Annotated in this window: 26 protein-coding genes; 10 read left to right on the top strand and 16 right to left on the bottom strand. The window is 62.0% G+C overall.

The features are described 5' to 3' along the window. Positions 1–326 precede the first annotated feature (326 nt). Positions 327–1,310, top strand: a complete 984-nt coding sequence (glpX, locus tag IZV00_RS10540; protein ID WP_196224604.1) for a class II fructose-bisphosphatase — start codon at positions 327–329, stop codon at positions 1,308–1,310. Positions 1,311–1,381: 71 nt separating this feature from the next. On the opposite strand, the gene IZV00_RS10545 is transcribed toward glpX, so the two are convergent. The 5 genes from IZV00_RS10545 to IZV00_RS10565 form a co-directional block, all read right to left on the bottom strand. Then, positions 1,382–1,759, bottom strand: coding sequence for a MerC domain-containing protein (locus tag IZV00_RS10545; RefSeq protein WP_196224605.1), 378 nt, complete (start codon positions 1,757–1,759; stop codon positions 1,382–1,384). 99 nt (positions 1,760–1,858) lie between these two features. Then, on the bottom strand, positions 1,859–3,640 hold the full coding sequence (locus IZV00_RS10550; RefSeq protein WP_196224606.1) for a sensor domain-containing diguanylate cyclase: 1,782 nt from the start codon (positions 3,638–3,640) through the stop codon (positions 1,859–1,861). A 63-nt stretch (positions 3,641–3,703) separates the two neighbouring features. After that, positions 3,704–4,072 carry an ATP-dependent Clp protease adapter ClpS gene (gene clpS, locus IZV00_RS10555; protein ID WP_176502233.1) on the bottom strand — a complete coding sequence of 123 codons (369 nt, stop codon included), beginning with the start codon at positions 4,070–4,072 and terminating at the stop codon, positions 3,704–3,706. Between the two features lie 144 nt (positions 4,073–4,216). After that, a complete protein-coding gene (locus IZV00_RS10560; protein ID WP_196224607.1) occupies positions 4,217–5,059 on the bottom strand; it encodes a phasin family protein in 843 nt (280 codons plus the stop codon). Between the two features lie 140 nt (positions 5,060–5,199). Then, positions 5,200–6,942, bottom strand: coding sequence for a PHA/PHB synthase family protein (locus IZV00_RS10565; protein ID WP_196224608.1), 1,743 nt, complete (start codon positions 6,940–6,942; stop codon positions 5,200–5,202). 140 nt (positions 6,943–7,082) lie between these two features. Here IZV00_RS10565 and IZV00_RS10570 point away from each other — a divergent pair, with 140 nt between their 5' ends. Genes IZV00_RS10570 through IZV00_RS10580 form a run of 3 tightly spaced genes read left to right on the top strand, consistent with a single transcriptional unit; the run spans position 7,083 to position 9,340 of the window. Continuing rightward, the gene (locus tag IZV00_RS10570; RefSeq protein ID WP_196224609.1) at positions 7,083–8,291 is read left to right on the top strand and encodes an LL-diaminopimelate aminotransferase; all 1,209 of its coding nucleotides are present in this window, start codon (positions 7,083–7,085) and stop codon (positions 8,289–8,291) included. A gap of 24 nt (positions 8,292–8,315) precedes the next feature. Then, the gene (locus tag IZV00_RS10575) at positions 8,316–8,807 is read left to right on the top strand and encodes a DUF2721 domain-containing protein (RefSeq protein ID WP_230463180.1); all 492 of its coding nucleotides are present in this window, start codon (positions 8,316–8,318) and stop codon (positions 8,805–8,807) included. Continuing rightward, positions 8,804–9,340 carry a (2Fe-2S)-binding protein gene (locus IZV00_RS10580; RefSeq protein ID WP_196224610.1) on the top strand — a complete coding sequence of 179 codons (537 nt, stop codon included), beginning with the start codon at positions 8,804–8,806 and terminating at the stop codon, positions 9,338–9,340. The genes IZV00_RS10575 and IZV00_RS10580 overlap by 4 nt, the downstream gene beginning before the upstream one ends. A gap of 139 nt (positions 9,341–9,479) precedes the next feature. On the opposite strand, the gene IZV00_RS10585 is transcribed toward IZV00_RS10580, so the two are convergent. From IZV00_RS10585 to IZV00_RS10595, 3 genes are all read right to left on the bottom strand, one after another. Continuing rightward, positions 9,480–10,289 (bottom strand): DODA-type extradiol aromatic ring-opening family dioxygenase, encoded by an 810-nt coding sequence (locus IZV00_RS10585; protein WP_196224611.1) that lies wholly within the window; start codon positions 10,287–10,289, stop codon positions 9,480–9,482. 67 nt (positions 10,290–10,356) lie between these two features. Then, positions 10,357–12,927, bottom strand: a complete 2,571-nt coding sequence (locus IZV00_RS10590; RefSeq protein ID WP_196224612.1) for an HWE histidine kinase domain-containing protein — start codon at positions 12,925–12,927, stop codon at positions 10,357–10,359. Next, complete coding sequence (locus IZV00_RS10595; protein WP_196224613.1) at positions 12,920–13,405, bottom strand: biliverdin-producing heme oxygenase; 486 nt, start codon at positions 13,403–13,405, stop codon at positions 12,920–12,922. Before IZV00_RS10595 ends, IZV00_RS10590 begins: the two co-directional genes overlap by 8 nt. 327 nt (positions 13,406–13,732) lie before the next feature. On the opposite strand from IZV00_RS10595, the gene IZV00_RS10600 reads away from it, so the two are divergent. The 3 genes from IZV00_RS10600 (at position 13,733) to IZV00_RS10610 (ending at position 16,001) form a co-directional block, all read left to right on the top strand. Next, positions 13,733–14,566 (top strand): RcnB family protein, encoded by an 834-nt coding sequence (locus IZV00_RS10600; protein ID WP_230463181.1) that lies wholly within the window; start codon positions 13,733–13,735, stop codon positions 14,564–14,566. 98 nt (positions 14,567–14,664) lie between these two features. Continuing rightward, entirely contained in the window at positions 14,665–15,342 is a 678-nt protein-coding gene (locus tag IZV00_RS10605; protein ID WP_196224614.1) for a 2OG-Fe(II) oxygenase, read from the top strand. Between the two features lie 185 nt (positions 15,343–15,527). Next, positions 15,528–16,001 carry an RcnB family protein gene (locus IZV00_RS10610; protein WP_196224615.1) on the top strand — a complete coding sequence of 158 codons (474 nt, stop codon included), beginning with the start codon at positions 15,528–15,530 and terminating at the stop codon, positions 15,999–16,001. Positions 16,002–16,239: 238 nt separating this feature from the next. Here IZV00_RS10610 and IZV00_RS10615 read toward each other — a convergent pair whose 3' ends face one another. Further along, positions 16,240–17,817 (bottom strand): lysine--tRNA ligase, encoded by a 1,578-nt coding sequence (locus IZV00_RS10615; protein WP_196224616.1) that lies wholly within the window; start codon positions 17,815–17,817, stop codon positions 16,240–16,242. Positions 17,818–17,993: 176 nt separating this feature from the next. Here IZV00_RS10615 and IZV00_RS10620 point away from each other — a divergent pair, with 176 nt between their 5' ends. Both IZV00_RS10620 and IZV00_RS10625 read left to right on the top strand, forming a co-directional pair. Then, a complete protein-coding gene (locus IZV00_RS10620) occupies positions 17,994–20,744 on the top strand; it encodes an ATP-dependent DNA helicase (RefSeq protein WP_196224617.1) in 2,751 nt (916 codons plus the stop codon). Next, on the top strand, positions 20,741–21,283 hold the full coding sequence (locus tag IZV00_RS10625) for a SixA phosphatase family protein (RefSeq protein WP_196224618.1): 543 nt from the start codon (positions 20,741–20,743) through the stop codon (positions 21,281–21,283). The genes IZV00_RS10620 and IZV00_RS10625 overlap by 4 nt, the downstream gene beginning before the upstream one ends. A gap of 201 nt (positions 21,284–21,484) precedes the next feature. Here IZV00_RS10625 and IZV00_RS10630 read toward each other — a convergent pair whose 3' ends face one another. From IZV00_RS10630 to rpmF, 5 genes are all read right to left on the bottom strand, one after another. Next, a complete protein-coding gene (locus IZV00_RS10630; protein ID WP_196224619.1) occupies positions 21,485–21,847 on the bottom strand; it encodes a MerR family transcriptional regulator in 363 nt (120 codons plus the stop codon). 73 nt (positions 21,848–21,920) lie between these two features. Continuing rightward, complete coding sequence (gene ihfA / locus IZV00_RS10635) at positions 21,921–22,217, bottom strand: integration host factor subunit alpha (protein WP_196224620.1); 297 nt, start codon at positions 22,215–22,217, stop codon at positions 21,921–21,923. Between the two features lie 125 nt (positions 22,218–22,342). Next, on the bottom strand, positions 22,343–23,311 hold the full coding sequence (locus IZV00_RS10640; protein ID WP_196224621.1) for a beta-ketoacyl-ACP synthase III: 969 nt from the start codon (positions 23,309–23,311) through the stop codon (positions 22,343–22,345). After that, positions 23,308–24,333 (bottom strand): phosphate acyltransferase PlsX, encoded by a 1,026-nt coding sequence (gene plsX, locus IZV00_RS10645; protein WP_230463368.1) that lies wholly within the window; start codon positions 24,331–24,333, stop codon positions 23,308–23,310. Before plsX ends, IZV00_RS10640 begins: the two co-directional genes overlap by 4 nt. A gap of 65 nt (positions 24,334–24,398) precedes the next feature. Continuing rightward, positions 24,399–24,578 carry a 50S ribosomal protein L32 gene (gene rpmF / locus IZV00_RS10650; RefSeq protein WP_081570365.1) on the bottom strand — a complete coding sequence of 60 codons (180 nt, stop codon included), beginning with the start codon at positions 24,576–24,578 and terminating at the stop codon, positions 24,399–24,401. A gap of 209 nt (positions 24,579–24,787) precedes the next feature. Between rpmF and IZV00_RS10655 the strand changes: the two genes are divergently transcribed. Then, complete coding sequence (locus IZV00_RS10655; protein WP_196224623.1) at positions 24,788–25,216, top strand: MAPEG family protein; 429 nt, start codon at positions 24,788–24,790, stop codon at positions 25,214–25,216. A gap of 4 nt (positions 25,217–25,220) precedes the next feature. Here IZV00_RS10655 and IZV00_RS10660 read toward each other — a convergent pair whose 3' ends face one another. Further along, positions 25,221–25,877 (bottom strand): MBL fold metallo-hydrolase, encoded by a 657-nt coding sequence (locus IZV00_RS10660; protein ID WP_196224624.1) that lies wholly within the window; start codon positions 25,875–25,877, stop codon positions 25,221–25,223. Positions 25,878–25,915: 38 nt separating this feature from the next. Then, on the bottom strand, positions 25,916–26,341 hold the full coding sequence (locus IZV00_RS10665; protein WP_196224625.1) for an RrF2 family transcriptional regulator: 426 nt from the start codon (positions 26,339–26,341) through the stop codon (positions 25,916–25,918). Between the last annotated feature and the right edge of the window lie 47 nt (positions 26,342–26,388).

Raw genomic sequence — 26,388 nt, forward strand, 5'->3', positions numbered from 1 at the left:
TGTTGTCCGCGCGTCTTGCGCTGCCTTCCAACGGCAGGCGGCTTGAAGTCGGCCGACCGGACATGCACAGCGTCGGCACGGCCTGGCACGGCGCTGCCTTAGCTGGGATAGGTTGAGAAGGATGAGCCGCTGAATGAACGAGGCTGGCAGCAAGCAGCGCGGCGATCATTATTTCGACCCCTTGTCATTGTTGGCATTTTAACGCCACAGACGACCTTCCGTTGCATTGGCGCCGCGAAAAGCAGGCTGAGGCCGGGTGGATGGCTCGACAAGGCGGGGATGACCTCCTATCGCGCTGATCACAAAGAGACAGCAGAGGGATTATCATGGTGCAGGCTAGCTCAGTTCTCGATCGTGTCCTGGTGCTTGAGATGGTGCGTGTCACCGAAGCGGCCGCCATCGCCGCCTCGAAGCTGATTGGACGCGGCGACGAAAAGGCGGCTGACGCTGCCGCTGTCGAAGCGATGCGCATGGCATTCAACGACCTCTATATGGATGGCACCGTCGTCATCGGCGAAGGCGAACGCGACGAAGCGCCGATGCTCTACATCGGTGAGAAGGTCGGCAACGCGATCGGATCAGGCCCGAAGATCGACATCGCCCTCGATCCGCTGGAAGGGACGACGATCACGGCCAAGGCCGGTCCCAACGCGCTGGCGGTTCTCGCCATTTCGGAAGAAGGCGGCTTGCTGAACGCGCCCGACGTTTACATGGAAAAGCTGGCGGTGGGACCGGGCTATCCCGATGGCATCATCGACCTCAACCGGCCGGTGAGAGAGAATGTCGAAGCGGTGGCGAAGGCAAAGGGCGTTCATCCCCATGAGATCATCGTCTGCGTTCTCGACCGCCCCCGGCATGAAAAGCTGATCGCCGAACTGCGCGCGATCGGATGCGGCATCATGCTGATCCCCGACGGCGACGTCGCCGGCGTGATCGCGACCACTGATCCGGAAACGAATATCGATATCTATATGGGTTCGGGCGGGGCGCCTGAAGGCGTGCTGGCGTGCGCGGCTCTGCGCTGCGTCGGCGGTCAGTTCAAGGGCAAGCTGCTGTTCCGCAATGACGACGAACGGGCGCGCGCGTTCAAGTGGGGCATCACCGATCTCGACAAGGTTTATGACCTTAAGGAGCTGGCCAAGGGCGACTGCATCTTCGCGGCGACCGGCGTCACCGACGGCTCCCTGCTCGCAGGCGTCAAGCGGCTGCCCGGCGGCAAGCTGACCACCGATAGCGTCGTGATGCGCGCCAGCACCGGGACGGTTCGTTGGGTGAAGGGCGAGCATCATTTGGACAGGAAGCATTTCTGACCCGAATATAAGCCGATAACGAAAAAGGGGGCTCATGGCCCCCTTTTTCTATTCGCTCCGGTCAGACTGACTTATCGTCCAGCCCGGTGATTGAGATCGTGCCCCAGGGCCAGCGTCACCACGCCAAACAAGGTGTAAGCGCTTTCCTGCCATCCATGATCAAGAGTCATGGCACCCGCCATGATGCCCAGACCCAGCGAGCCGACGGCCGCTGGCATCATGAAGCCATGTTGCATGGCCCCCTGCCCAAGCGCCACCGCCCCCAGCAGGATAGCGAGCACGAGCCCAACCTCATGGAAGAGAGGATTTTCAAAAATCCCGCCCGCCGACGCAAGAACGCCAAGCAGCACTGCCGTGCCAATGCAATGCGCGACGCACATGCCCGACAGCGCAATCGCGATGCGATCGATGCGGCCATTTGACAGGCGGGAGCGGATGCTGGTGGACATGGTGGCCACTACATAGGCCAGACCAGATGAAGTTACAACATATCATCTGACAAATTCGCCCGGATCAACGATGCATTTTTCCGAAGCCGGGCAGAAGGTTCAGGCGGCAAGCCGCAAGCAGTTACGCCCGCTATTCTTGGCGCGGTAAAGCGCCTTGTCCGCGGCGTCCAGCAGATCGGCCCTGCTCGCCCGCCCGTCGAGTTCGACAAGTCCCGCGCTGAAGGTAATGGCGATCGATTCGCTGCCTACGGTGCTGATCCGCTGGGCAGACACCATCTTCCGTAGCCGCTCGCACACCATGCTCGCGCGCTGGATATCGGTGCCCGTCAGAAGGATCGCAAACTCCTCTCCGCCAAGCCTTCCGATGCTGTCCCCGCCGCGCAAGCCAGGACGTAGGCGCTCCACGAAGCTGGAGAGCACCTTGTCCCCTACCCCGTGGCCGTAACGATCATTGACCGATTTGAAATGATCTATGTCGATCATCAGCAGACAGGCATTGGCCCCTCGCGCCACCCGCTTGATTTCCTGATCGAGTTTTTCGATGAAGGCCCAGCGGCTGTCGGCGCCGGTCAGCGTATCCACGGCAGCGACGCGCTGCAACGCCCTCTGCCGCGCCTTGTGCCGCGACATGTCTCTGATCGTGCTGATCACCCCGATAGGAAGGCCCTGTTCGTCCAGCACGGCACGCGTGACCATCTCGCACCAATCCACCCCATCGGTAAAAGCTGCCGGGCGGAACTCCACTGTCTGCACGTCGCCCGGCCGTGCCAGAGCGCGCTGATGAGCCCCGTGGACCTCCCCACGATCCTTGGGATCGACCATGATATCCGTCGAACGGCCGACCAGCACCGCAGGCGCGCAACCGATCTGCTCGGCCGCTGAAGGCGAAGCATATTGGATGATGCCATCAACGCTGACGTTCAACACCAGGTCGCCGCTATGTTCGGCAATGGCGCGATATCGTGCCTCGCTTGCCTGCAGCATCTGGAACAAGCGGCGGCGCCCGTTCAGTTCGGCGGCAACCGGCATGGACAGAAGGAAACAGGAGGCGAGGAAGAACTGGAACAACTGTGTACGTTCACCCACGTTACTGGCCACCATGTTCACCGGGCCATGGCCCGTCATCGTCGCCGCCCCGCCGATCAGGGCGAGCAGCATAATGGCTGCGGCCGTTCCCAATGAACCGATGCGAAAGGCGATCGCGACCAGTGGCAACAGCAGCAGGAACAGCATCGGATATCGAGCGAAATAGAATAGGTGGACGACCACGGCCGCAAAAAGGGCCAGAAGTACCAAAGCCTCCAGCTTCTGTCTGCCGGATGTCTCCCGAGCCCAGGCGCCAACCTGCCCCTGCAACAGCATCGTCAGGATCGGCGTGCAGACCAGACCACCCAGCGCATGGCCGCTATACCATTGCAGCCATGAAGAGCCGAAGGACACGGGCGTAAGGGTGGAGGCGACAAACGCCGCGCCGGTGGCCGCGATGATATTCGCAGGGATGCAAAGTGCGAGGATGAAGACGAGGAGCGAGCGCTTCGATCCGTCACTCAGGTGGACGGGAATGAACCGACGGCACAGGATCGCGACGATCAACGATTCGGCGATATTGATGAACGCCATGGGCAGCGCTGCCCAAGGCCCCATGCCAAACAGCGTCGTCGATATGATGCTGGCAATGCCGCAAGCCACGATTATGCGCGGCCAATAGCTGGTTTCCGATGTCTGCAATTCCGCCATCAGCAACGCATTGGCGGCCCATACAAAGGCGAGTCCCCCTTCAAACCGCGAGCATAGCATCGCCAGCGTCGCCATCAGGAAATAGGCAATGCCAGCAACCAGCGGCGTCAGTCTGGAAGAAGGAGAACGGAGAATGGCAGGCATGACGCCCTCTGCCTAAGCAACCATCCTTAATATATGATAACCATGAAGACAGCCCGAGAAGGCTCAGGCCTTTTCCAGCGTACATTGCAGCGGATGCTGGTTCTGCCGGGCGAAGTCCATCACCTGGTTCACCTTTGTCTCCGCCACTTCATAGCTGAAAATGCCGCAAACGCCGACGCCGCGTTGGTGCACATGGAGCATCACGCGGGTGGCTTCTTCCATGTCCATGCGGAAAAACTGCTGAAGGACATGCACGACGAATTCCATCGGCGTGTAGTCATCATTCAGCATCAATACCTTGTAGAGAGACGGCTTTTTGGTGCGGGCGCGGGTGCGCGTCGCGATGCCGACATTGGGACCGCCAGGGCCTTCACCCTGATCATCCTGGTCCCGGCCTGCCATCTTCTCCCGATATGTACTGATGCTGCTCATGACGGGTGAGGATATGGCGATTCCGGCCCTCAAGGCAAGGGGCACAGATTGCAGGTCATCGTGCAAAGGAGGGCGGCGCACAAGAATAGCGGCCCCCACCCCAAGGTGAGAGCCGCTTCATTCTTTCAAGCCTTTTACCGCCGATCAGGCGGCGAGAGACTTTACCTTGTCCGTGACAACGGTAACCCGCGCGGTCAGCGGCTGGGCGACTTCGCCAGCCAGCTTGATCAGCGCTTCGCTGCTCTTCGCGGCTTCCTTGGTCAGCTCGTCAAAGCTGCTCGAGAAAAGCTGGCTCTGCAGCTGGAAGAATTCCGTCGGCGTCTTGACCGTCGAAAAGCTCTTGAGCGAGGCAGTCGCCTTCTCGAAGTTCTTGCGGCTGTAATCGACAGCTTCCTGGCCCAGGGTCTCAATGCCCTTGGCAGCGATCTTGCCCGATTCGACCAGCGCTTCGACATTGCCCTTGGCGATGTCGCTCAGCTCTTCGATGGCCTTGGTCGACTTTTCGACGCCAGCCTTGGCCTTCTGGTTCAGATCGGCATAGGCCGTCTCAAGCTTGGCCTTGGTTTCTTCAGCGAACTTCTTTCCGGTTTCGATCACGTCGTTCATCATCTTGGTTCCTTCTGTGGCAGGCAGCATGGTGGGCTCTACCGGCCCGGCCTCGGACGACAGGCTCTTGGTTTCTTCGGCTTCGATACCGACCTCTTCGACCAGCGGCGCTGGTGCATGAGGAGCCGGATCAATTGCTGGCGGTGCAGCCGGTTCGGGCGCCGCATCGACCGCCGTGGTTGCGGCGACGATCGCGACCGGATCAGGCTTTGCGGCTTTAACCGCCGCCTTCTTGACCGCCACGGCCTTCCGCACGGGCGCAGCCTTCGGGCTGACGCTCACCGCTTCTTCCGCGGCCTTCAATGCTTCCGCCGCCGACAATGTGGAGCCGACCGTCTTGACCGCTGCCTTCCGGCGAGCAGGCTTAGGAGTCACTGGCATAAAAGATTCTCCGTTGCTGCAGTGCACAATATATAATTCAAAACGCAAACGCAAGAATTTTTGTGCAGTGCAGCAAAACAAGATTGGCGGAGAAATCGACCCTTCTTTTCCCAGTCTGAAATCAGCGTATTTTGGGAGGCTTAGCGCTCTCTCACATAGCGGCCCGGCGCATCCTCTATGGCCTTCAGGGAACCGGCGCCAGGCACCCGCCCGCCATCTTTGGCAGAGACCATCGAATCACCATGAGAGCGAATCCATTCGATCCAGTCCGGCCACCAGCTTCCCTTCGTCTCCTTCGCGTTCGCCAGGAAGTCGGCAAGGCTGGCAGGCAGTTCATCGCAGGACCAATATTGATACTTTCCCGCGGCCGGAGGATTGACCACGCCCGCGATATGGCCCGATCCAGCCAGTAGGAACCGGATCGGCCCAGCGAAGTGGGATGTGATCTTCCACACGCTTTCGGGAGGGGCGATATGATCTTCCCGTCCCGCCTGAACATAGGCGGGCGTTTTGACCTTGCTCAGATCAAGCGGCGTTCCGTCGATGGTCAGCGCTCCAGGGACTACCAACTGATTGTCGCGATAAAGCTGCGTCAGGTAATTTTTGTGCCAGCACGCGGGAAGATTGGTGGTGTCGCCATTCCAATATAGCAGGTCGAACGGCGGATAATCCTGCCCCAGCAGGTAATTATTGACCACATAGTTCCAGATCAGGTCGCGGCCGCGCAGCAGGTTGAACGTCGCAGCCATATAGCGCCCATCCAGGAAGCCCCCGCTCGAAAGCTGGTCAACCAGTTTCATCTGCTCATCATCGACGAACAGGCCGAGATCCCCCGCCTCGCTGAAGTCCACCTGCGCCGTGAAGAAGGTCGCGCTCGCCACCTTGTCCGCTTCGCCACGTTCGGCAAGATAGGCCAGGGTCGCGGCGAGGGTGGTGCCAGCCACGCAATAGCCGATCGTATGGACGCTCGGCACGCCGAGCAGCTCGCGCACGGTATCGATCGCGTCGACCTGACCCCGGACGATATAGTCGTCCCACAGCAGGTTCTTCATCGACGCATCGGCCGATTTCCACGACAGCAGGAAGACGCTGATCCCTTGGTCGGTCGCCCATTTCACGAAACTTTTTTCCGGTGACAGGTCGAGTATGTAGAAGCGGTTGATCCACGCCGGGAAGATGACAAGCGGCGTTTCCAGCACCTTGTCCGTGGTCGGCGCATAGTGGATCAGCTGGTAAAGGGGCGTTTCCTTGATCACCTTGCCGGGGGTGGTCGCGATGTTCCGGCCAAGCTCAAAGACGGTGCCGTCCGTCTGGGTCAGCTGCCCTTTTTCCATGTCCGCCAGCATGTGCTGGAGGCCCTTGACCAGATTTTCGCCTCCGCTTTGCAGGGTTTTTTCCATGACGATGGGATTGGTAAGCGGAAAGTTGCTGGGCGCCACCGCGTCCAGCATGCCGCTGGTGGCGAAGCGCAGCTTTGCCTTTTGCTTGGGATCGACCCCATCCACCGCGTCCGTGAGTTTCAGCAGATAGTCCGACATGAGCAGATAGCTTTGCCGGATCAGGTCGTAAAAGGGATGCTTGGTCCAGGCGGGGTCGGCGAAGCGGCGATCCTTGCGCGCGGCGGGGCTTTCGGGAGGCGGAGCGTCCGGCTGGTCGCGAAGCATGCCGCCTGAGTCAAGGAAACGCTGCCACAGGGCCAGACCTTCATTGGCAAAGCCTGTCTGAATGCGCGCCACCGCGTCCGGATCGAACGGCATTGTCCTCCCCGTGGCCCCGGCTGCCTGCTCCAGAATGAGCTGCTGCGCCCTGCCAACGACCTCGGTCCATTGCTGCATCTGTTCCAGCGTCGGCAGATGAGGTTCGTTGAGGTTCTGTGCTTCCATGGCCACCTTCCTCGTCCTGGCATCCCTGTGTCCGCCGCTTTCGCTGGCGTGAGCCAATCTGGCGGGCTATAGCCAGAGCGCATCGCGCGAAAGTGCGTGCAGCACTATTCCCCATGGAGACCTTTCAGGAAAGCCCTATAATGTCCGAAGAATTTTACCGCATGAAGCGTCTGCCGCCCTATGTCATCGCTGAAGTCAACGCGATGCGGGCCGCCGCGCGAGCCGCGGGTGAGGACATTATTGACCTGGGCATGGGCAATCCTGATTTGCCACCACCCGACCACGTCATCGCCAAGCTGTGCGAAGTCGCGCAAAAGCCGAGCGCCCACGGCTATTCCCAGTCGATGGGCATCCCCGGACTGCGTAAGGCACAGGCCAATTATTATGGCCGCCGCTTCGGCGTAGACCTTGATCCCGAGACCGAGGTCGTCGTGACCATGGGGTCGAAGGAAGGGCTTGCCAGCCTCGCGACCGCGATCACCGCGCCGGGCGACGTCGTTCTGGCGCCCAACCCCAGCTATCCGATTCACATGTTCGGCTTCATCATCGCGGGCGCAACCATTCGCTCGGTCCCGACGACGCCGGACGAAAATTATTGGAAGTCGCTGGAACGCGCGATGGCCTTCACCGTGCCGCGTCCCTCCATTCTGGTCGTCGGCTATCCCAGCAATCCTACCGCCGAAACGGTCGATCTTGCCTTTTACGAGCGGCTGGTCGCCTGGGCGAAGGAAAATAACGTCTGGGTCCTGTCCGACCTTGCTTATTCCGAGCTATATTATGACGGCAACCCGACGCCTTCCATCCTGCAGGTTCCGGGAGCCAAGGATGTCGCGGTAGAATTCACCTCGCTCAGCAAGACCTATTCCATGGCTGGCTGGCGCATCGGCTTCGCGGTCGGCAACCGGAAACTGATCGCAGCGCTCAAGCGGGTGAAGTCCTATCTCGACTATGGCGCATTCACGCCGATCCAGGCAGCGGCCTGCGCGGCGCTGAACGGTCCGCAGGACATCGTTCAGAAGAATCGCGAACTCTATCACAAGCGTCGCGATGTAATGGTCGAGGCATTCGGCCGCGCTGGCTGGGAAATTCCGGCGCCCAAGGCGTCGATGTTCGCCTGGGCTCCCCTGCCCCCCGCGCTCAAGGACATGGGCAGCCTGGAATTTTCCAAGCAGCTCCTGACCCACGCCAAGGTCGCGGTGGCACCCGGCGTCGGCTATGGTGAGGATGGCGAAGGTTTCGTCCGCATCGCCATGGTGGAAAATGAGCAGCGGCTGCGGCAGGCGGCGCGCAACATCAAACAATATCTGAAGTCCATGGGCATCAACACGCCCGCCAAAGGCGCGGCCTGACGGAAGCGGCGCCGGGTTAAAGGCGTGGCACTTCACTCGACCATCCCCCTGCCCCAGGTTTCGCAGGTCGCGCAGACGATCCAGCTCGCTTTGGCGCCGGTGTTCCTGCTCGCGGGCATCGGCGCCTTCCTGAACGTCTGCGCGGGGCGCCTTGCCCGGATTATCGACCGGGCCAGGCTGGTCGAAGGCAAAATACTCACGTCGCGCGGCAAGGAACATGACCGCTTGGTAGGCGAGATTCGCGTGCTGGACCGGCGCATGAACGTGGTGAACGTCGCGATCTTCCTTTCTGTGGCCTCCGCATGCGCGGTCTGCCTGGTCGTCATCCTGCTATTTGCGGGCAACCTGTTCGGCGCGCATCTTGGCACGCTCATTGCCATCCTGTTCAGTCTGGCGATGCTGCTTCAGGCGGGAGGTTTCGCAACCTTCATTCAGGAAATCCGCCTGGCATCGCGCACCATCCGCATCCGCAACGAAGTCCTCTATCACCAAGCGGACGGGGACGAGGAGGCATGACCAAATTCACGGTCAACGACCGCCCGGTCCAATATCGGATGGACCCCGACACGCCGCTTCTCTGGGCGCTGCGCGACGCATCCAACCTCACCGGCACCAAATATGGTTGTGGAACGGGCGACTGCGGCGCCTGCACGGTCGATATCGACGGGCAGGCGGTGCGCTCATGCCAGGTCAGCATTGGGGAGACCGAAGGGCGCTTCGTCACCACCATAGAAGCGCTTTCCCCCGATCGCGGCCACCCGCTGCAACAGGTCTTCGCGGCCGACAATGTGTCGCAGTGCGGCTATTGCATCCCCGGCGTCCTCATGGCGGCGTCGGTTCTGCTGAAGCGCAACAACGATCCGAGTGACGAGGATATAGACGCCGCCATCACCAACATATGCCGGTGCGGCATCTACCCCCGGCTGCGTGGCGCCATCAAACGCGCCGGAAAGGTCATGCGCGGCGAGGAGCAGGTCGAGGCTGCCCCGCCGCCGGGGGTATCGCCTGAAGAGGCTGCCCGCGCCGTCCCGGCACTCCGCCGTCCCTAGAGCTTCGTGCTTTAAATCGGCAACACCTCAATACCGTTCGCCCTGAGCTTGTCGAAGGGCTCTACTTTTTCAGGAAAAGAAGGGCTTCGACCGGCTCAGCCCGAACGGGTTGAGTGATTCAGATTAAAAGCACTCCATTCTAGCCGAACCGATAGGCCGATACCGGCCACCCGCGCACGGCGTCGTCATAGTCCACCCGCGCGACATCATCGCCTCCCGCGCCCAGTGCCACCATCAGCGGCAGCAGATGTTCTTCACGAGGATGGGCAAAGCGCGCCTCCGGCAACGTCTCCCACGCAGCGACGCAAGCCGATCGCCGATGGGGGTCCGGGTCCGTCACAGCGTCGGTCAAAGCCTCATGCCACAATAGCGACGGTGTTCGCGCCTGCGAATCGTGAACGCGCATATTGTGAAAACTCATTCCCGACCCGATGATCACAACCCCTTCATCCCGCAACGGTTCAAGCGCGCGGCCCGCCGCGATATGCGCCTGTGGGTCGAGGTCTTTTCTCAACGACAGTTGCACGACGGGAATGTCGGCCTGCGGCCGCGCGACCTTCATCGGAATGAAAACGCCGTGGTCCCAGCCGCGTTCATGCTCTTCCGCGACGGGGAAGCCAGCGTCGCGCAGCAGTTGGGCAGCGCGGTCGGCGACGGCGGGCGCTCCGGGCGCATCCCATTTCAGCGAATAGGTGTGCGGCGGGAAATTATAATAATCGAACAGAAGGTCCGGGCGATCCCCCTTGTGTACGGTAAGGACCGGCTCCTCCCAATGCGCCGACACAATCAACATCGCGCGCGGTCGTTCGGGCAGGCTCTCGACCAGTTGCGTCAGATAATCCTGCATCGTCTGCCACATCGGGTCGCTGTGGGGGCGGTCAGGGTCTGCGGGGTCCATGAAGAAGCAAGGACCACCACCGTGCGGGATATAAAGGCTGGGCTGTTTCATGACCGTTAGATCGCGCGCCGCCCCTCACCATGCAAGTGAGCGGCATGAAACAGTGCGTTTCGCCGTCCTACGCTTCGCTCGCCTCGATAATAGGAGCAATCGCCTGCGCCAGCGTGACGCCGGAATAGGGCTTCTTCAGCAAAGTGACGCCGCTGAACCGCTCGGGCAGGTCCAAGCCATCGCCATAGCCGGTCGCGAACAGAAAGCGGACGCCATTTTCCGCTAGCATGTCGGCGATCGGCAGGCTGGTTTCATTGCCCAGGTTGAAATCCAGGACGGCGAAATCGATCGCGTGCAGATCGATGGCTTCACGTGCCCGGCCGACACTGGCGGCGGTGACCACGTCCGCGCCCAGATCGCGCAGCGCATCCTCACCATCCATGGCGATGATCATATTGTCCTCGACCAGAAGGACATTGCGTCCCTTCAACAAGCCGGGAGCAGGCGCGGGCGCCGGCTTCGATCTTTCCCCAACGGTGACGTCCGGCAGGACCGTCACGATATGCTGGGACGGGATACAGAAATGCGCCTCCAGCCCGGAAAGACGGTAAGTAATCTCCGCCTTGCCATCCAGATCATAAGGGATCGACCGTTCGATGACGGTGGAGCCGAAACCCCGGCGGGTCGGGGCGACGACGGCCGGGCCGCCGCTTTCATTCCAGTCGAGCAGCAAGCTGCCATCCGCATCGACCCGCCAGTCGATGGCAACCGTGCCACCATCCGACAGCGCGCCATATTTGGCGGCGTTGGTCAGCAGCTCATGAATGACGAGGGCCAGCACCGTGAAGGCCGACGGCGTCAGCAGCACGTTGGGGCCGGTCTGTTTGACCCGGTCGCGCCGCTCGCCCAGATAGGCTCCCGCCTCCACCTCGATCAAATCCTGCAACCGCGCCGGTGCCCAGCGGTCAGCCGTGATCTGGTCATGAGCGCGGGCGAGGGCATGCACACGGCTTTCCAACGTAGCGATAAATTCGTCCACGGAACGGGCATTGTCGCGGGTCTGAGACAATAGACCGCGAATCAGCGACAATATGTTGCGGACCCGGTGGTTCAGCTCGGCGATCAGCAGTTCCTGTTTTTCATGCGCCTTCTGCCGTTCCTCATTGGCGGAATCGGAAAGGCGCAGGACCACTTCGAGCAGAGCCGTCCGCAATGCCTCCGCGACGCGCAATTCCGCCGGGGTGAAAGGCACCGACCTACCCTTCACCAGTTGCGACCATTCCTCAAAACTCTTGCGCGGGGTCAGGCGCGGCCCGTTGGGGCCATATTCGATATGCTTTTCCTGATTGCCCGCCCAGCGTACCGAGCGCATCTGCTCAGCGCGGAACAGCACGACATAGTCCCGCGGTCGCCGTGATAGAGGGATGGCGAGCAAGCCCGCCGCGCGATCGGCATAGGCTTCCGCCTCCGGCATCACCCGGCTGAGGCAGTCGGTCGCGAACACCTGACTGGCCGCCGTCCGGTTGAGCATCGAGACGATCGCCGCAAAGGCGGACCTGTCCGGCGTCAAACCAGCGAGGGTCATGTCTCCATCAATATAAACACCAACGCCATCCGCTGGCACGGTGTCAAAGATGACATCGCCCAGCCAACGGGCATTGGACAGCAGATCATGATCCTGCGCTACGGCAGACATGAGGCGATCGGCGACTTGCCGCGCCTTCCCCTCATAGTCCGCCGTCTCCGCCCGCTCGCGGCTTTCCAGCATCATGGAGAATATCTGTCCGAACAGCTCAGCCGCGCTACGCTGAGCAAAGGTCGGCAGGCGCGGACCATAATGGTGACAGGCGAACAAGCCCCACAAGCGCCCCTCGACGATGATCGAGATGGAGAGCGAAGCCCCCACGCCCATATTGCCGAGATATTCGATGTGGATCGGGGAAACCGCGCGCAGCAGGCACAGCGACATGTCGAGCGCCGCGCCAGTGGGATCGAGCACGGGGATCACCGGAACCGGCTCTGCCCCAACGTCCGCGATGACGCGGAAAATGTTGCGCAAGTACAGCGCCCGGGCCTGCGTCGGAATGTCCGAAGCCGGATAATGCAGCCCGAAAAAGCTGTCGATACCGGGCCGCAGCGCTTCGGCGACGACTTCGCCGTCGCCACCATCGGCAAAGCGGTACACCATGACCCGGTCGAATCCGGTCAAGGCCCTCACCTGCCTCGCCCCATCGCGCAGGAAAGCCGCCATGCTGTCCGTCTGAGCAAGCCGCGCGACCATGGAGCGCACCATGCTGGTCGCCTCGATCTCATCCGCGAAGGCGGGTTCGGCCTCGATCACCACCAGCGAGCCGGAAAAATGAACGGCGATGTCAAAGGGCTGAATGCCGTCGATCAGCACCAGCGAAAACATCCGCTCGACCGCGTCGGGGCCACGCAGCAGCGTGATGCGATTCCGCAGCGAATGGATGGCATCGTCCCGGAACAGGCCGCTGATCGGCTTACCCAGCATCTGCTCAGGGGCCAGTCCGATAAACTGTTCGCAATTTGCCGAGACGCGGGAAACCAGCCAGTCGGCGGTCAGCGCAACCAGAAAGCCGAAAGGCTGTATGGTGCCCGGCACATGGATCGGTTCGCGATCACAGTTGCTGATGTCGACGGCGAAATCCGTCAGGTCCTGCCCACTGCGTTCAGCCATGACTGCTCACCCGTTCCGCCGCGGCACCTGCCGCGAACAGAGCGAAGGCGGCTTGCGCTCCCTGTATCGCGTTGTCGATCCAATCCTGCCCACCGCCATCCGCCGCCTCGTCCAGCGCTTGCTGAAAGGCGATCCAGCTTCCCTGACCGTGGACAGAGTTGAGATAGGCCCTGGGCAACCCGGCAGGCACGCGCCGTTCCAGCATGGCGCCACCCAGCCGCGAACCTTCCAGGGCGTAGAGCGCGCCCCAACGAAACCCTTCGCCCGCATGCGCCGTCGTTTCCAGTGGCTCCGGCAGCGTCTCGCCCAGTGATGCAAGGTCTTCCATCAACTGGGGCAAGCGCGGAGAATCGGGCATCGCCAACTGCTCCAGCGGCATGAGCGCCCGTGCATGCGCTTTCAGAAAAGCACGATATTCCGCCGGGGAATCGAACGAAAAGTTGGAAAAAAGATCATCCACCCGCTGATGGTTTTCCATCGTCGCTTTTCTTAAGGCCTGTCGAACTCGGCCGGCATTGGACGTTCTTTTCACTCGTCGTTCCTAAAGGCTGTCATCAAGGCGCGCACTGATCTAGATCAGCTTTTAAGCCCGGCGGCGGCGGTTGGTCGATTTTCTACCGAAAATAATCGATTTGTCCGCGTCAGAACTCAATGTCCATCTATACTTGTGGGATTCTTTCAAATCGCTGACGAACGAGTTCAGCGTCGCGACATGGCGGCAGGCATAAAAGGGAAATCATGCGGGGCATGGCGCCCCTTTTGGAAAGAAAAGACCATGTTGAGGAAAATGATGTTGGCGGGGCTGATGACCGCGACAGTTCTTGGCGGCGTGGCCCCTGCCTATGCGCAACGCGGGCAGGATGGATGGCGCGAACGCGGCGGTGAACAGTCTGGCCGGAACGACGGCCGGGCATCCCGGGGCGGCGGGCAGGATGGCGATCGTGGAAACGTCCGCGTGCGTGATCAGGCTTCCACGCAGCGCTGGCAAGAACGCGTAAATGATCGTGCGCGGGTTCAGACCGCTCCGGCACAACCCGATCGCCAGTGGCGTGGTACGGAAGCGCGCCCTGACGCTCCTCGCGATGCGTGGCGCAACGATGCGCGCGTCAGGGAACGGACCGGTGGCGATCGTCCGCAGTGGCGCGATGACCGCCGGGACGACAACCGGGCCGACTGGCGCGGCAATCGCGACGACCGACGTCAGGACTGGCGTGATAATCGCCGGGATGGACGTCCGGAAGGGCGGCTCGACAGCGGAAACAACTGGCGCGGCAGCCTGGCGGGTAATCGCCGGTTCGATGATCGCACTCGCTGGAATGGCCAGCGTCGCTGGGACAATGACTGGCGGCAGGATCGCCGCTATGACTGGCGCAGCTATCGCTCACGCTATGGCGACCGCTACCGGATGGGCCGCTATTATGCGCCGCGCGGATGGAGCTATGGCTACAGAAGCTTTTCGACAGGCATATTCCTGAACAGCTTGCTGTTCTCGAACAACTATTGGATCAACGATCCATGGTCCTATCGCCTGCCGCCTGCCTACGGCACGCTGCGTTGGGTGCGCTATTATGACGACGCCCTGCTGGTCGATATCCGGGACGGCTATGTGGTAGATGTGATCCACGATTTCTTCTGGTAAACGAAGGATCATATCCGCTGATTTCATCTGGGCCTGGCGCCATGTGCGTCAGGCCCTTTTCATTTGCACCGACGGGACGACGACGGCAGGAAGCGGGCATGACGGACGTGATTGATGATGGCGGCATCGCTTCGGCCACTCGGGCAAAGATCGGCGATGCGGTGCGCGCAAAGCTGGACCGCAACCCCCTGGTCAGCCGGATCGACGCCGCAAAGCTTGAAATCTATGGCCGCCATGACTTCCTCAGCGCCGAAGAATGTGAAGGATTGCGCGCGCTGATCGACGCCGACGCGCAGCCCTCCACCCTGTTTTCCGGCAGCGCGAATGCCGATTACCGCACCAGCCACAGCTGCAACCTTAGCCCCTGGCACCCGCTGGTCGATGGCATCAGCCGCCGGATTTGCGCGCTGACCGGACTGCCGCCCGAAAATGGCGAAACCTTGCAGGGTCAACGCTATGCGGTTGGCCAGGAATATAAGGCGCATTGCGATTATTTCCCGGTCACCGCCAACTATTGGCCCGCGATGATGAAAAAGGGCGGGCAGCGCAGTTGGACGGCGATGATCTATCTGTCGCCCGTCGCGGCGGGCGGGGAGACGCATTTTCCCCATTGCGAGTTCATGGTGCCGCCCGTTGAGGGGATGATCCTCATCTGGAACAACCTGAAGGCCGACGGTTCCCCCAATCCGATGAGCCTGCATGCCGCCCGGCCAGTGGAAAGCGGCGTCAAATATGTCGTGACCAAATGGTTTCGCGAGCGGCGCTGGGTACACTGACCGCAAGCGCGCCTGTTCATAACTGTGATACAAGTTGCGACATAAATGACTGATTCCTGACAGCACTGTTCCCCACAGGTTCAGCGGCCGGAATGCATAACCCCATTGTTGGTGGCGGAACCGGCCCAGGGGATGAAAGTTTGATCCCCACCGGTTCCGGCCGCCAAGCTGATGGGAGAAAATATATGCGTAAGTTGATCATCCTCGGCCTTATCGCAGCGACTGCGATGCCTAGCGCGGTCATGGCCCAGTCGCGCGGTGAAGTGCGCGATAGTGCGCGGGAGCTGCGGCACGAGCAGCGTGAACTGCGCGACGCGCAACGCTATGGCTCGCGTCACGATGTCCGCGAACAGCGCCGCGACGTGCGCGATGCACGGCAGGAACTGCGCGAAGATTGGCGCGACTATCGCCGTTCGCACCGCGACGTTTATCGCGGCGGCAACTGGCGCGCGCCCTTCCGCTACAATCGCTGGGAAGTCGGGTCTCGACTGCGTCCGGGCTTCTATAATTCCCGCTACTATATCAGCGATCCCTATCACTATCGCCTCCCCCGCCCTGCAAACCGTAACCTTCGCTGGGTAAGGCATTATAATGACGTGCTGCTGGTCAACGTCCGCAGCGGGCGCGTGATGGAAGTCCATCGGGGCTTCTTCTGGTAACGCAGAGCTAACCACTAGCGCGGCTCCGGATTTCGGTTCGGAGCCGTCCGCATTTCTTTCGATACAAAAAATCGGTCGCGGCGCGATCGCAGCCAGTATCTCAATTTTTGGAAATCCCCTTGGCCGCGCCGCCCGTCTCCGAGCAGGCGCGGCCGATGGCACGCACAGGGCGCACCATCAGTCCGAAAGGGGGTGGACCGGAATAGGAACGCTTGGTGGAGGCTAATGTTCCCCTACGTTAACCTAGCGCTTCGGCGATCAGGCGACGGCTGTTTGCCACGCCATAAAGGGCGATAAAGCTGCCCATGCGCGGCCCTTGATCGGCACCCAGCAATGTCTGATACAGCGCCTTGAACCAGTCCCGCAGTTCCGCAAAGCCAAAGGCCTCGTCCTTGCCGATCGCATAAACGATATTCTGGATATCTTCGGCGGTGGCATCATCGCCCAGCGCCGCCAGTTCCGCGTCCAGCCTGCGCAGCGCCTCGGCTTCATTGGCCTCCGGCGCGCGACGCTTCAGCGTGGGCGCCACGAAGTCGCGATGATAGGCCAGCGCATGCCCGATCAGGGCGTCCAGCTCAGGATAAGTCTGCGCGCTCGCTTCAGGGACATAATTTTGCAGATATCCCCATACCTGTTCCCGACTGGCGTCGCCCATGACGCCGACCAGGTTGAGCAACAGGCCGAAGGTCACCGGCAGCTTGCCGTCGGGCAGCTTCCCATCATGGATATGATGCACCGGATTGCCGAGCTGCTGCTCGACCTGCTGGTTGGGATAGTTCACCCGGAACTGCCAATATTCGTCCACCGCGCGCGGGATCACGCCCATGTGCAACTGCTTGGCCTTTTTCGGCTCACGATAGGCGTAAAAGGCCAGGCTTTCCCGCGGTCCATAGGTCAGCCACTGTTCAAGGCTGAGGCCATTGCCCTTGGACTTGGAGATCTTCTCCCCCTTTTCGTCCAGGAACATCTCATAGTTGAAGCCTTCGGGCGGCCGGGCGCCCAGCGCGCGGCAAATCTTGGACGACTGGGTCACCGAATCGATCAGATCCTTGCCCGCCATCTCATAATCGACGCCCAGCGCGACCCAGCGCATGGCCCAGTCGACCTTCCATTGCAGCTTCGCACCGCCGGACAGGATCGACTGCTCGATCATCTCGCCCTCATCTTCGAACCGGACGAGCCCGGCGTCGGCATCCAACACCTCGATAGGAACCTGAAGGACGATGCCGCTCTTATGGCTGACCGGCAGCACCGGCGAATAGGTGGCCTGCCGTTCCTTGCGCAGGGTCGGCAGCATTATGTCCATGATGTCCTGATAGTGACGCAGGACATTTTTGAGCGCGTCATCGAACGCGCCGGATTTGTACCGGTCGGTCGCGGACACGAATTCATAATCGAACCCGAAGCGATCCAGAAATTCGCGCAGCATCGCATTATTATGGTGCGCGAAGCTTTCGAACTTCTCGAACGGATCGGGCACCTGCGTCAGCGGCTTGCCAAGATGTTCCGCCAGCATCGCCTGGTTCGGCACATTGTCCGGCACCTTGCGCAGCCCGTCCATATCGTCGCTGAACGCGATCAGGCGTGTGGGTATGTCCGACAGCGCATGATAGGCGTTGCGCACCATCGTCGTGCGCAACACTTCGTTGAAAGTGCCGATGTGCGGCAGGCCCGACGGACCATAGCCAGTCTCAAACAGGATATGGCCTTTGTCGGGAGCGCCGTTTTGATAGCGCTTCAGCAGCTTGCGCGCTTCTTCATAGGGCCAGGCCTTGGACGCCAGAGCGGCGGTGCGGAGGATATCGGACACGGTCATGATGCACACGCCCCTAGCCTTGGAAGGCCGGAAATGGAACGTCTTTCCGCATAGCGACGGACGCGGCTTTGCCCCGCGCATCTTTCCCTCGCAGCCAACCGGATTTGGCCGCCGCGTAAGCTGAGTTGAGCCTTTTTCCGGTTTCCCTTTTGTTCCCGGTCGCCTAAGCGATTGGAGTGATCGACCCCACTGCCCTGCCCGCCCTTCATGCCAGCCATGGTGGGATCTGGTTGCGCGAGGGCGGAAGCACGCAGGCAGTCGCAAAAGGAGCGGCCATAGCCTGCGCGGCAGAAACGCCCACCTTGCTGCTCAATGCGCCGCTGACGGGGCAAAGACTCGGCTATCCTGAGCTGAACGGCCTGGACCTGCTGGAACTCTGGGCTTTCGTCCATCCCGCCCGCTTCCTTGTCCCCACGCCCAAGGGCCTTGCCGAAGCGCTCGGTCTGGAACGGCCGGGCAGTGAAGCGGACATTCCGCAGCTGCTGCAAGCCGCCACCGCGGCTCTGCTGGACATGCTCGGATCGCCTTCATGGACCGAGCGGGAAGGCGGCTGGACTTCCGCCCAGACGCTGCACCGCCTTCGCTGGCCCTGGGCGCCGCTCATCGCGCCCCGGATAAGCCGACCGCCCGAAGCAGAGCGCTGGCTGTTCTCCCGCTTGCCCGAATGGGAGGAAACGCCGCCGCGTCCAGCGCCGCGCACCATCTCCCTCGATGAAGAGGCGGTATTGGCGCGGCTGGCGCATCTGACCGGTAGCGCGGCGGAAGCCCGGCCGGGGCAGCGCGCCTATGCGGCGGCAGCCGTGGAAAGCTTCCGCCCGCGACAGCATCGCGATCAACCCAACATGCTGCTGGCGGAGGCTGGCACCGGGATCGGCAAGACATTGGGCTACCTCGCCCCGGCCTCGCTCTGGGCTTCGCAAGCCCAAGGCACGGTGTGGATTTCAACCTATACCAAAGCGCTCCAACGGCAGCTTGACCGCGAAAGCCTTCGCCTCTTCCCCGATCCGGCAACGGCAGCGCGGCGGATCGTCGTACGCAAGGGGCGCGAAAATTACCTCTGCCTGCTGAATCTGGAGGATGCGCTACAGGGCGGCTTTTCGGGCCGCGCGGCGATCCTTGCCCAACTCGTCGCGCGCTGGGCGGCGTTCAGCAAGGATGGCGATATGGTGGGCGGCGACCTGCCCGGTTGGCTGCCGACATTGTTCCGCCGCAACGGCTCCACCGCGCTGACCGACCGCCGGGGCGAATGCATCTATGCGGGCTGTCCGCATTATCGCAAATGCTTCATCGAACGGTCGGCGCGCGCCTCGGCTGACGCGGACATCGTCATCGCCAATCACGCCCTCGTCATGATCAATGCCGCGCGCGGGCGGGAAACCGGCCAGCGCCCCCAGCGCATCATCTTCGATGAGGGCCATCACCTCTTCGACGCCGCCGACTCCACCTTTTCCGTCGCCTTGTCAGGACAGGAAGCGATCGAGCTGCGCCGCTGGGTCATGGGACCTGAAGGCAATTCGCGCGGTCGGCGGCGCGGTCTTGCCGCCCGCCTGTCGGATCTGGCCAGCTATGACGAGGAAGGCGGCCAGGCAATCCGCGCAGCAGCGGACGCCGCGCGCGCGCTGCCAGCCGATGAATGGCTGAAGCGGATCGTCGCAGGAGAGCCCTTCGGACCACTAGAACAACTGCTCGCCGCAGTGCGCGGCACCGTCTATGCCCGCGCCGCCGACGTCGGGGAAGCGGACGCAGGCTATGGCCTCGAAACGGAAGTTGCCGAACCCGACGGCCCGCTGGTGGAAGCTGCTCAGGAGGCGGCGCTGGCCCTCGACGCTTTGCTGCGGCCGCTGAACCGGCTCAGTAAACGGCTGGAAGCGGTTATCGAGGACGCGCCTGATTGGCTCGACGGCGCAGCTCGCGCAAGGATCGAAGGCGCGATTGCCTCGCTCGGCTGGCGGTGCGACCTTATCGCCGCCTGGCTGGCGCTGCTGGCCCGGATCGGCGGCCCGGCGGATGCGGATTTCGTCGACTGGATGACTGTCGATCGGATCGAAGGGCGCGAATTCGACATCGGCATCCATCGCCATTGGCTGGACCCCACTCGTCCCCTCGCTGAAACCGTGCTGAAACCCGCGCAGGGCGTGCTTATAACGTCCGCGACGCTCAAGGGTGGCGGTGACTGGGACAATGCAGAAAGCCGCAGCGGCGCAAGTCATCTCCCGCGCGGTGCCCAGCGGTTCGAAGCGGCAAGCCCGTTCGACTATCCCGGCCGCGCCGAGGTGCTGATCGTCACCGACATCAAGCGCGGCGACATTGCCGCACTGTCAGGCGCCTATGGCCGGCTGATCGAGGCGGCTGGCGGTGGCACGCTCGGCCTGTTCACCGCGATACGTCGGTTGCGCGCGGTGCATGCCCGCATAGCCGATCGTCTGGCTCGGGCGGGCCTGCCGCTCTACGCCCAGCATGTCGATCCGATGGATACCGGCACGCTGATCGACATTTTCCGCGACGATCCGCGTGCGTCACTGCTCGGCACCGATGCCCTTCGTGACGGCGTCGATGTGCCCGGCCATTCGCTGCGGCTCGTCGTGATGGAGGGCGTTCCCTGGTCGAAACCCACGGTGCTGCACGCCGCACGCCGGCTTGCTGGCGGAGGCGCCGCCTATGACGACCGGCTGATCCGCGCGCGCCTTGCCCAGGCCTTTGGCCGCCTGATCCGCCGCGCCGAGGATCGCGGCAGCTTCGTCATACTGTCAGCCGCCATGCCCAGTCGGCTGCTCAGCGCCTTCCCGCCAGGCACCCCCATTCGCCGCCTTACCCTTGACGAAGCGATCATTGCGGTCAGCGCCCATTCCCACGCTGGCCTTGGCGACGGCATGTCGCTAGGGCAACGAGGACACGAATCCGGCATTCCCGACCTGGAGCAAAGATGAAGCGGTTGACCCTGTTGCGCCACGCCAAGTCCGACTGGGACGATCCAGTAGAGCGGGATTTCGACCGCCCGCTGAACCGGCGCGGGGAAAAGGCGGCGCTGCTGATCGGTCAATATGCCCGCAACCGGAAGATGCAGTTCGACTTTCTCGTCGCTTCTCCCGCCGTCCGGGTCGTGCAGACGCTCGACACCTTCCTTGAAGGCTATGGCGAACCGCTCGATCCTCATTGGGATCGCCGCATTTATCTGGCTTCCGTGGCAACGTTATTGGATGTGCTGCGCGATCTGCCCGACACTGCAAGCAACGTGATCCTGGCAGGGCATAATCCTGGCCTAGAAGAACTGATCCTGGAACTGGTGCCGGACAATGACGCCAGCCCGCTGCGCGGCGATGTGGAAGTCAAGTTTCCAACCGCCAGCCTCGCGGTTCTGGATCTGGATGTCGATCGGTGGGAAGATGCCAAGCCGAATGTGGCATCATTTGTCAGCTTCACCCGGCCGCGCGATCTCGATCCGGCGCTTGGTCCGGAATCGCGTTAAATCAACTGTTCTAAGTGACGAAGGTGGCTACTGGCGCGGAGTGAGTTCAACCCGCCCCTCCACCTCCGTTCGGGCTGAGCTTGTCGAAGCCCTCTTCTTTTTAAGGGGCAGTAAAGCCCTTCGACAAGCTCAGGGCGAACGGGTTTAAAGGGCGGCACTGAGTTAAAGCACGAAGCACTCAGTAAATACGAGGCGCTGAACTTACTCCCCAATAGCTTTCGCCAAGGCCGCCCGGATCACCTGAAGCCGATCCAGCAAATCCGTCCCCCGCTCAGGCTTGGCCGAAACAGCAGGAGCCGGAACAGCGGCAGGCTTCGCCACGGCTATCCCATCGGCAAGCGCCTTTTGCGCGCCCCGCACCGTGAAACCCTCTTCGTTCAACAACTGATTGATGCGCCTGACCAGCGCCACATCCGCTGGCCTGTAATAACGACGATTACCCGACCGCTGGAGAGGCCGCAGCTGGGGAAAACGCGTTTCCCAATAGCGCAGAATATGCTGCGGGAGCCCCAGTTCCCCGGACAGCTCGCTAATCGTCAGGAACGCACCCTCTGCCTTTTCCATGGGTCCGATGTTGCACCTATCAGGGCGCAAAGGTCAACCATGCGCGGGAATAACTGGCAGCTGTCCCAACCTGTCAGGACGCGGCAACGCGGTCCCGCATGGTCTGGCTGGCGCGGAAGGTCAGCACGCGGCGCGGTTCGATCGGCACCTCAACCCCTGTCTTGGGATTGCGGCCCATGCGCTGGGTCTTGTCGCGCAGAACGAAGGTGCCAAAACTCGATATCTTCACATTTTCCCCCCGTTCCAGTGCGGAGGCCATATGTTCCAATATGGACTCGATAAGCGCCGCGGCCTCGGATCGTGAAAGGCCAATATGACGATTGACGCTTTCCGCCAGATCCGCGCGTGTCAGGGTGCCATTGCCAGTCATCGAACGTCCCCACCTTCATCCGCCGGGTCAATGCCGACGACAATGGTAAATTGTGCGATAAGCTGAGTGATTCGGCAAGATGACTCGCCCAAGAAAGTCAAAGAATTCCGGGTAGATGCCTTCGCTCAGACCCGAAGGACGCAAGCGCCCCAGGTAAAGCCCCCGCCCATCGCCTCCAGCACGAGCAGGTCGCCCGGCTGAATCCGGCCATCCCGCATGGCCAGGTCAAGCGCCAATGGCACCGAAGCGGCGGAAGTATTGGCGTGGCGATCCACCGTCATGACCACGCGATCGGGCGACAGCTTCAGCTTCCGCGCGGTAGCGTCCAGAATGCGCGCATTCGCTTGATGAGGGATCAGCCAGTCGATCTGGTCCGTGCCAAGGCCCGCTATTTCCATCACCTCGGTCAGTACCGAGGCAAGGTTGACGACCGCATGGCGGAAGACTTCCTGCCCCTTCATGCGCAGCTTGCCGACCGTCTTCGTCGTCGAAGGGCCGCCATCGACATAGAGAAGCTGGTTGTGCCGCCCGTCAGCATGCAGCTTTGAAGCCAATATACCGCGCGCCCCGTCTGCGCTTTCCTCCGCGCCCAGTATGATCGCCCCCGCGCCATCACCAAACAGGACGCAGGTCGTCCGATCTTCCCAGTCGAGGATGCGGCTGAACGTCTCCGACCCGATCACCAGCGCCTTCTGCGCGGCTCCCGACCGGATCATGCTGTCCGCCACCGTCACCGCGTATAGAAAGCCCGAACACACCGCCGCGACGTCGAAGGCGACGCAATCATTGATGCCGAGCGCTGCCTGAACAATGGTTGCACTGGCCGGGAAGGTCTGGTCGGGCGTCGCCGTCGCCAGAATGATGAGGTCGATATCCTGCGCAGCCAGACCCGCCGCATCCAGTGCCACGCGAGCAGCATCGGTCGCAAGGCTTGCGGTTGTTTCGCCGTCGCCCGCGATATGGCGATTGCGGATGCCAGTGCGTTCGACGATCCATTCGTCGCTCGTGTCCACGGTCTCTGCCAGTTCAGCATTGCTGACAGCGCGAACCGGGAGAGCCGACCCCGTACCCAGAAGAACGGACCTGCGAATCACTTTGCGGCGAGCTCCTGTTTGGACGCCACGGCCGAAAGCGCGCTAACGCCCGCCATGTCGGCGGCGATACGCCGCGTAATATCTTCTTCCAACAGCCGCGCAGCGACATGGACGGCATTGGCAACGCCCTTGTCATTGGCGTTGCCATGGCTTTTCACCACGACACCGTTCAGGCCCAGAAACACCGCACCATTATGGTTGTTGGGGTCCAGATGATGCTTGAGCAGATGCATGGCGGGCTTGGAAATCAGGAAGCCGATCTTGGACCGGATCGAGCTGGTAAAGGCCGTGCGCAGCAGGTCGGTGACGAAACGGGCCGTGCCCTCCGCCGTCTTCAGCGCCACATTACCGGAAAAACCGTCGCTGACGATCACATCGGCCTCGCCACGTCCGATCTTGTCACCTTCGGTAAAGCCATCGAACGACAGGGGCAGGCTGGTCGCCGCGCGCAGGATCGCGGCGGCGTCACGGATTTCTTCCGTGCCCTTCATGTCTTCCGTGCCGATGTTCATGATGCGAACGCGTGGGCATTCAAGATCGAAAGCGATGCGCGCATAGGCCGCGCCCATCACCGCAAACTGCACCAGGTTGCGGGCGTCGCACTCTGTATTGGCGCCCAGATCCAGCATGACCACGTCATTGTCGCCAAGCGTAGGCAGCAAAGCCGCCAGAGCAGGCCGATCGATGCCCGGCATGGTACGCAGCGCCAGCTTGGCCATCGCCATCAACGCGCCCGTATTGCCGGACGAGACCGCAGCACCCGCCTCGCCAGCTTTCACCGCCGCGATCGCCATGCTCATGGAGCTGGCCTTCTTGCGGATTGCGGCGCTGGGCTTGTCCCCCGCAGACACGACATCGCTGGCGTGCACCACTTCGGACGCGGCCCGCAGATTCGGATGATTGTCGAGAGCGGCCTTGATCCGCGCCTCGTCTCCGAAAAGGGTGAAGCGTAGCCCTTCGTGGCGGTGACGGGCGAGCGCTACACCCGCCATCATCACGCGCACGCCTTCATCCCCGCCCATCGCGTCGATTGCGATTCGCGGTTGGCTGGACACTTCAGGACACCTTTGCAGGAGGGAGTGTGTCGTCAGGCCCCGACGGCAACGACTTCGCGGCCGTTATAGTGGCCGCAGGCGTCGCACAGATTATGCGGGCGCTTGAGTTCACCGCAGTTCGAGCATTCCTGGAACGCTTCAACGCGCAGCGCGTCGTGGCTGCGACGCATGCCGCGACGGGACGGGGAAGTTTTCCTCTTGGGGACAGCCATGTCGGCACCTTATTCCATAATTAGATCTGGTTAAGCGACTGGCCGAAATCCGATGAATATCGACGCCACAGGCGCCGCAGACCCATGCGGCCCGGGTGATCGCGAAGCCCTGCGCCTATAGCGTTTTTTGGCAGGGGCGCAAGTCCTTCCTTGCCCCGAAACGATGGCCGCCTATTGTACCGCCAACGTAAGGATAGGGAGAACATGCGATGCTGTTGCCGATCACGCTGACCTTGGCCGCTGCCTGCGCGCTTCTCAACCTGTGGCTCGCATTTCGCTGCGCCCGGATTCGCGTCGGCGGCAAGGTGCTGCATGGCGATGGCGGCGATCCGCTGCTCGCACGGCGGATACGGGCGCATGCGAACTTCGTGGAATATACGCCGATCATCCTCATCCTCTTCGCCTTGATCGAGCTGGCCATAGGATCCCCACTGTGGCTGTGGATAGTGGCGCTGATCTATGTCATCGCGCGCGCATCGCATGGGATAGGTATGGACTCGGATCGCCCTAACGCCTGGCGGGCAGGCGGCGCGCTGCTCACATGGGTGGTGACGGCGGCGCTGGCGGTGGCTGCCCTCTATGTCGCCTATCACGCGACCCGCGCGGTGCCAGCGCCGCCAGCCATGGCCGCGCGGTAAAGCGTCAGGCCAGCACGGCGTCACCGACAAACGGATTGGTGCGGCGCTCATGGGCGAAATTGCTCATCGGGCCGTGGCCGGGGACAAAGGCGGTGTCGCCACCCAGCGGCCAAAGCTTGCCCGTGATGGCATCGATCAGCTGCTGGTGATCGCCCATCGGAAAGTCGGTGCGGCCGATCGACCCCTGAAACAGCACGTCTCCGACGATCGCCAGCTTGCTGGGCGCGTGATGGAACACGACATGGCCGGGCGTGTGGCCGGGGCAGTGATAGACGTCCAGCACCAGATTGCCGACCGTCACCTGATCGCCGTCGGCCAGCCAGCGGTCAGGCTCGAAGATTTTTCCGTTCACGCCGTAATTGCGGCCGTCCTCTTCCAGGCGGCTGATCCAGAAGCGATCCGCCTCATGCGGCCCTTCGATCGGTACGCCCAGTTCCTTGGCCAACGTGCCCGCCTCCCCGCAATGGTCGATATGGCCGTGCGTCACCAATATCTTCTCGATCGTCACGCCCTGCTGCTCGGCAGCCGCCTTTAGCCTTGGCAGGTCGCCACCCGGATCGACGAAAGCGCCCCGATTGGTGGCCGTGCACCAGAAGAGCGTGCAATTCTGCTGCAACGGAGTGACGGGAATCAGCGCGGCTTTGAGCGGGGGCGTAGTCATGGCCGTGATGTGGCGAAGCCGCGCTCTCGGCGCAAGAGCTAGCCCGCGTCTTCCATCGCCAGCGGTTCGGCCAGACTTATGCCATCCAGCACCTTCGCCGTCTCGTCCCGCACGCGCAGCATCACGCGATGCAGCCTGCATTCCGATTCGGGCAGGCAGTTGGTGCAGGTCTCATGCGCGAATCGGCTGGCGCAGGGCGTCAGCGCCAGCGATCCACGTGTCAGCCGCACAATGTCGCCATAGCTGATATCAACCGGAGCCAGCGCGAGCCAATAGCCCCCGTCCCGCCCCCGCTGCGTCGCCACCAGCCCTTCGCGGGAGAGTTCGGACAGGATGACCGTCAGGAACTTCGCGGGAATATTCTGCCGCGTCGCGATTTCGTTCAGTGGCACGGGTCCCTGACGGTAGCGGTCGGCAAGATGCTGGAGAGCGCGGATGGCGTAACGGGTCTTCTGCGAAAGCATATTCCCGTTATTCGCCCCTGCGCCTCATTTGACAAGCCGCCGCGCAG

Origin of the sequence: Sphingobium sp. Cam5-1 (assembly GCF_015693305.1) — a bacterium.
Taxonomy (GTDB): domain Bacteria; phylum Pseudomonadota; class Alphaproteobacteria; order Sphingomonadales; family Sphingomonadaceae; genus Sphingobium.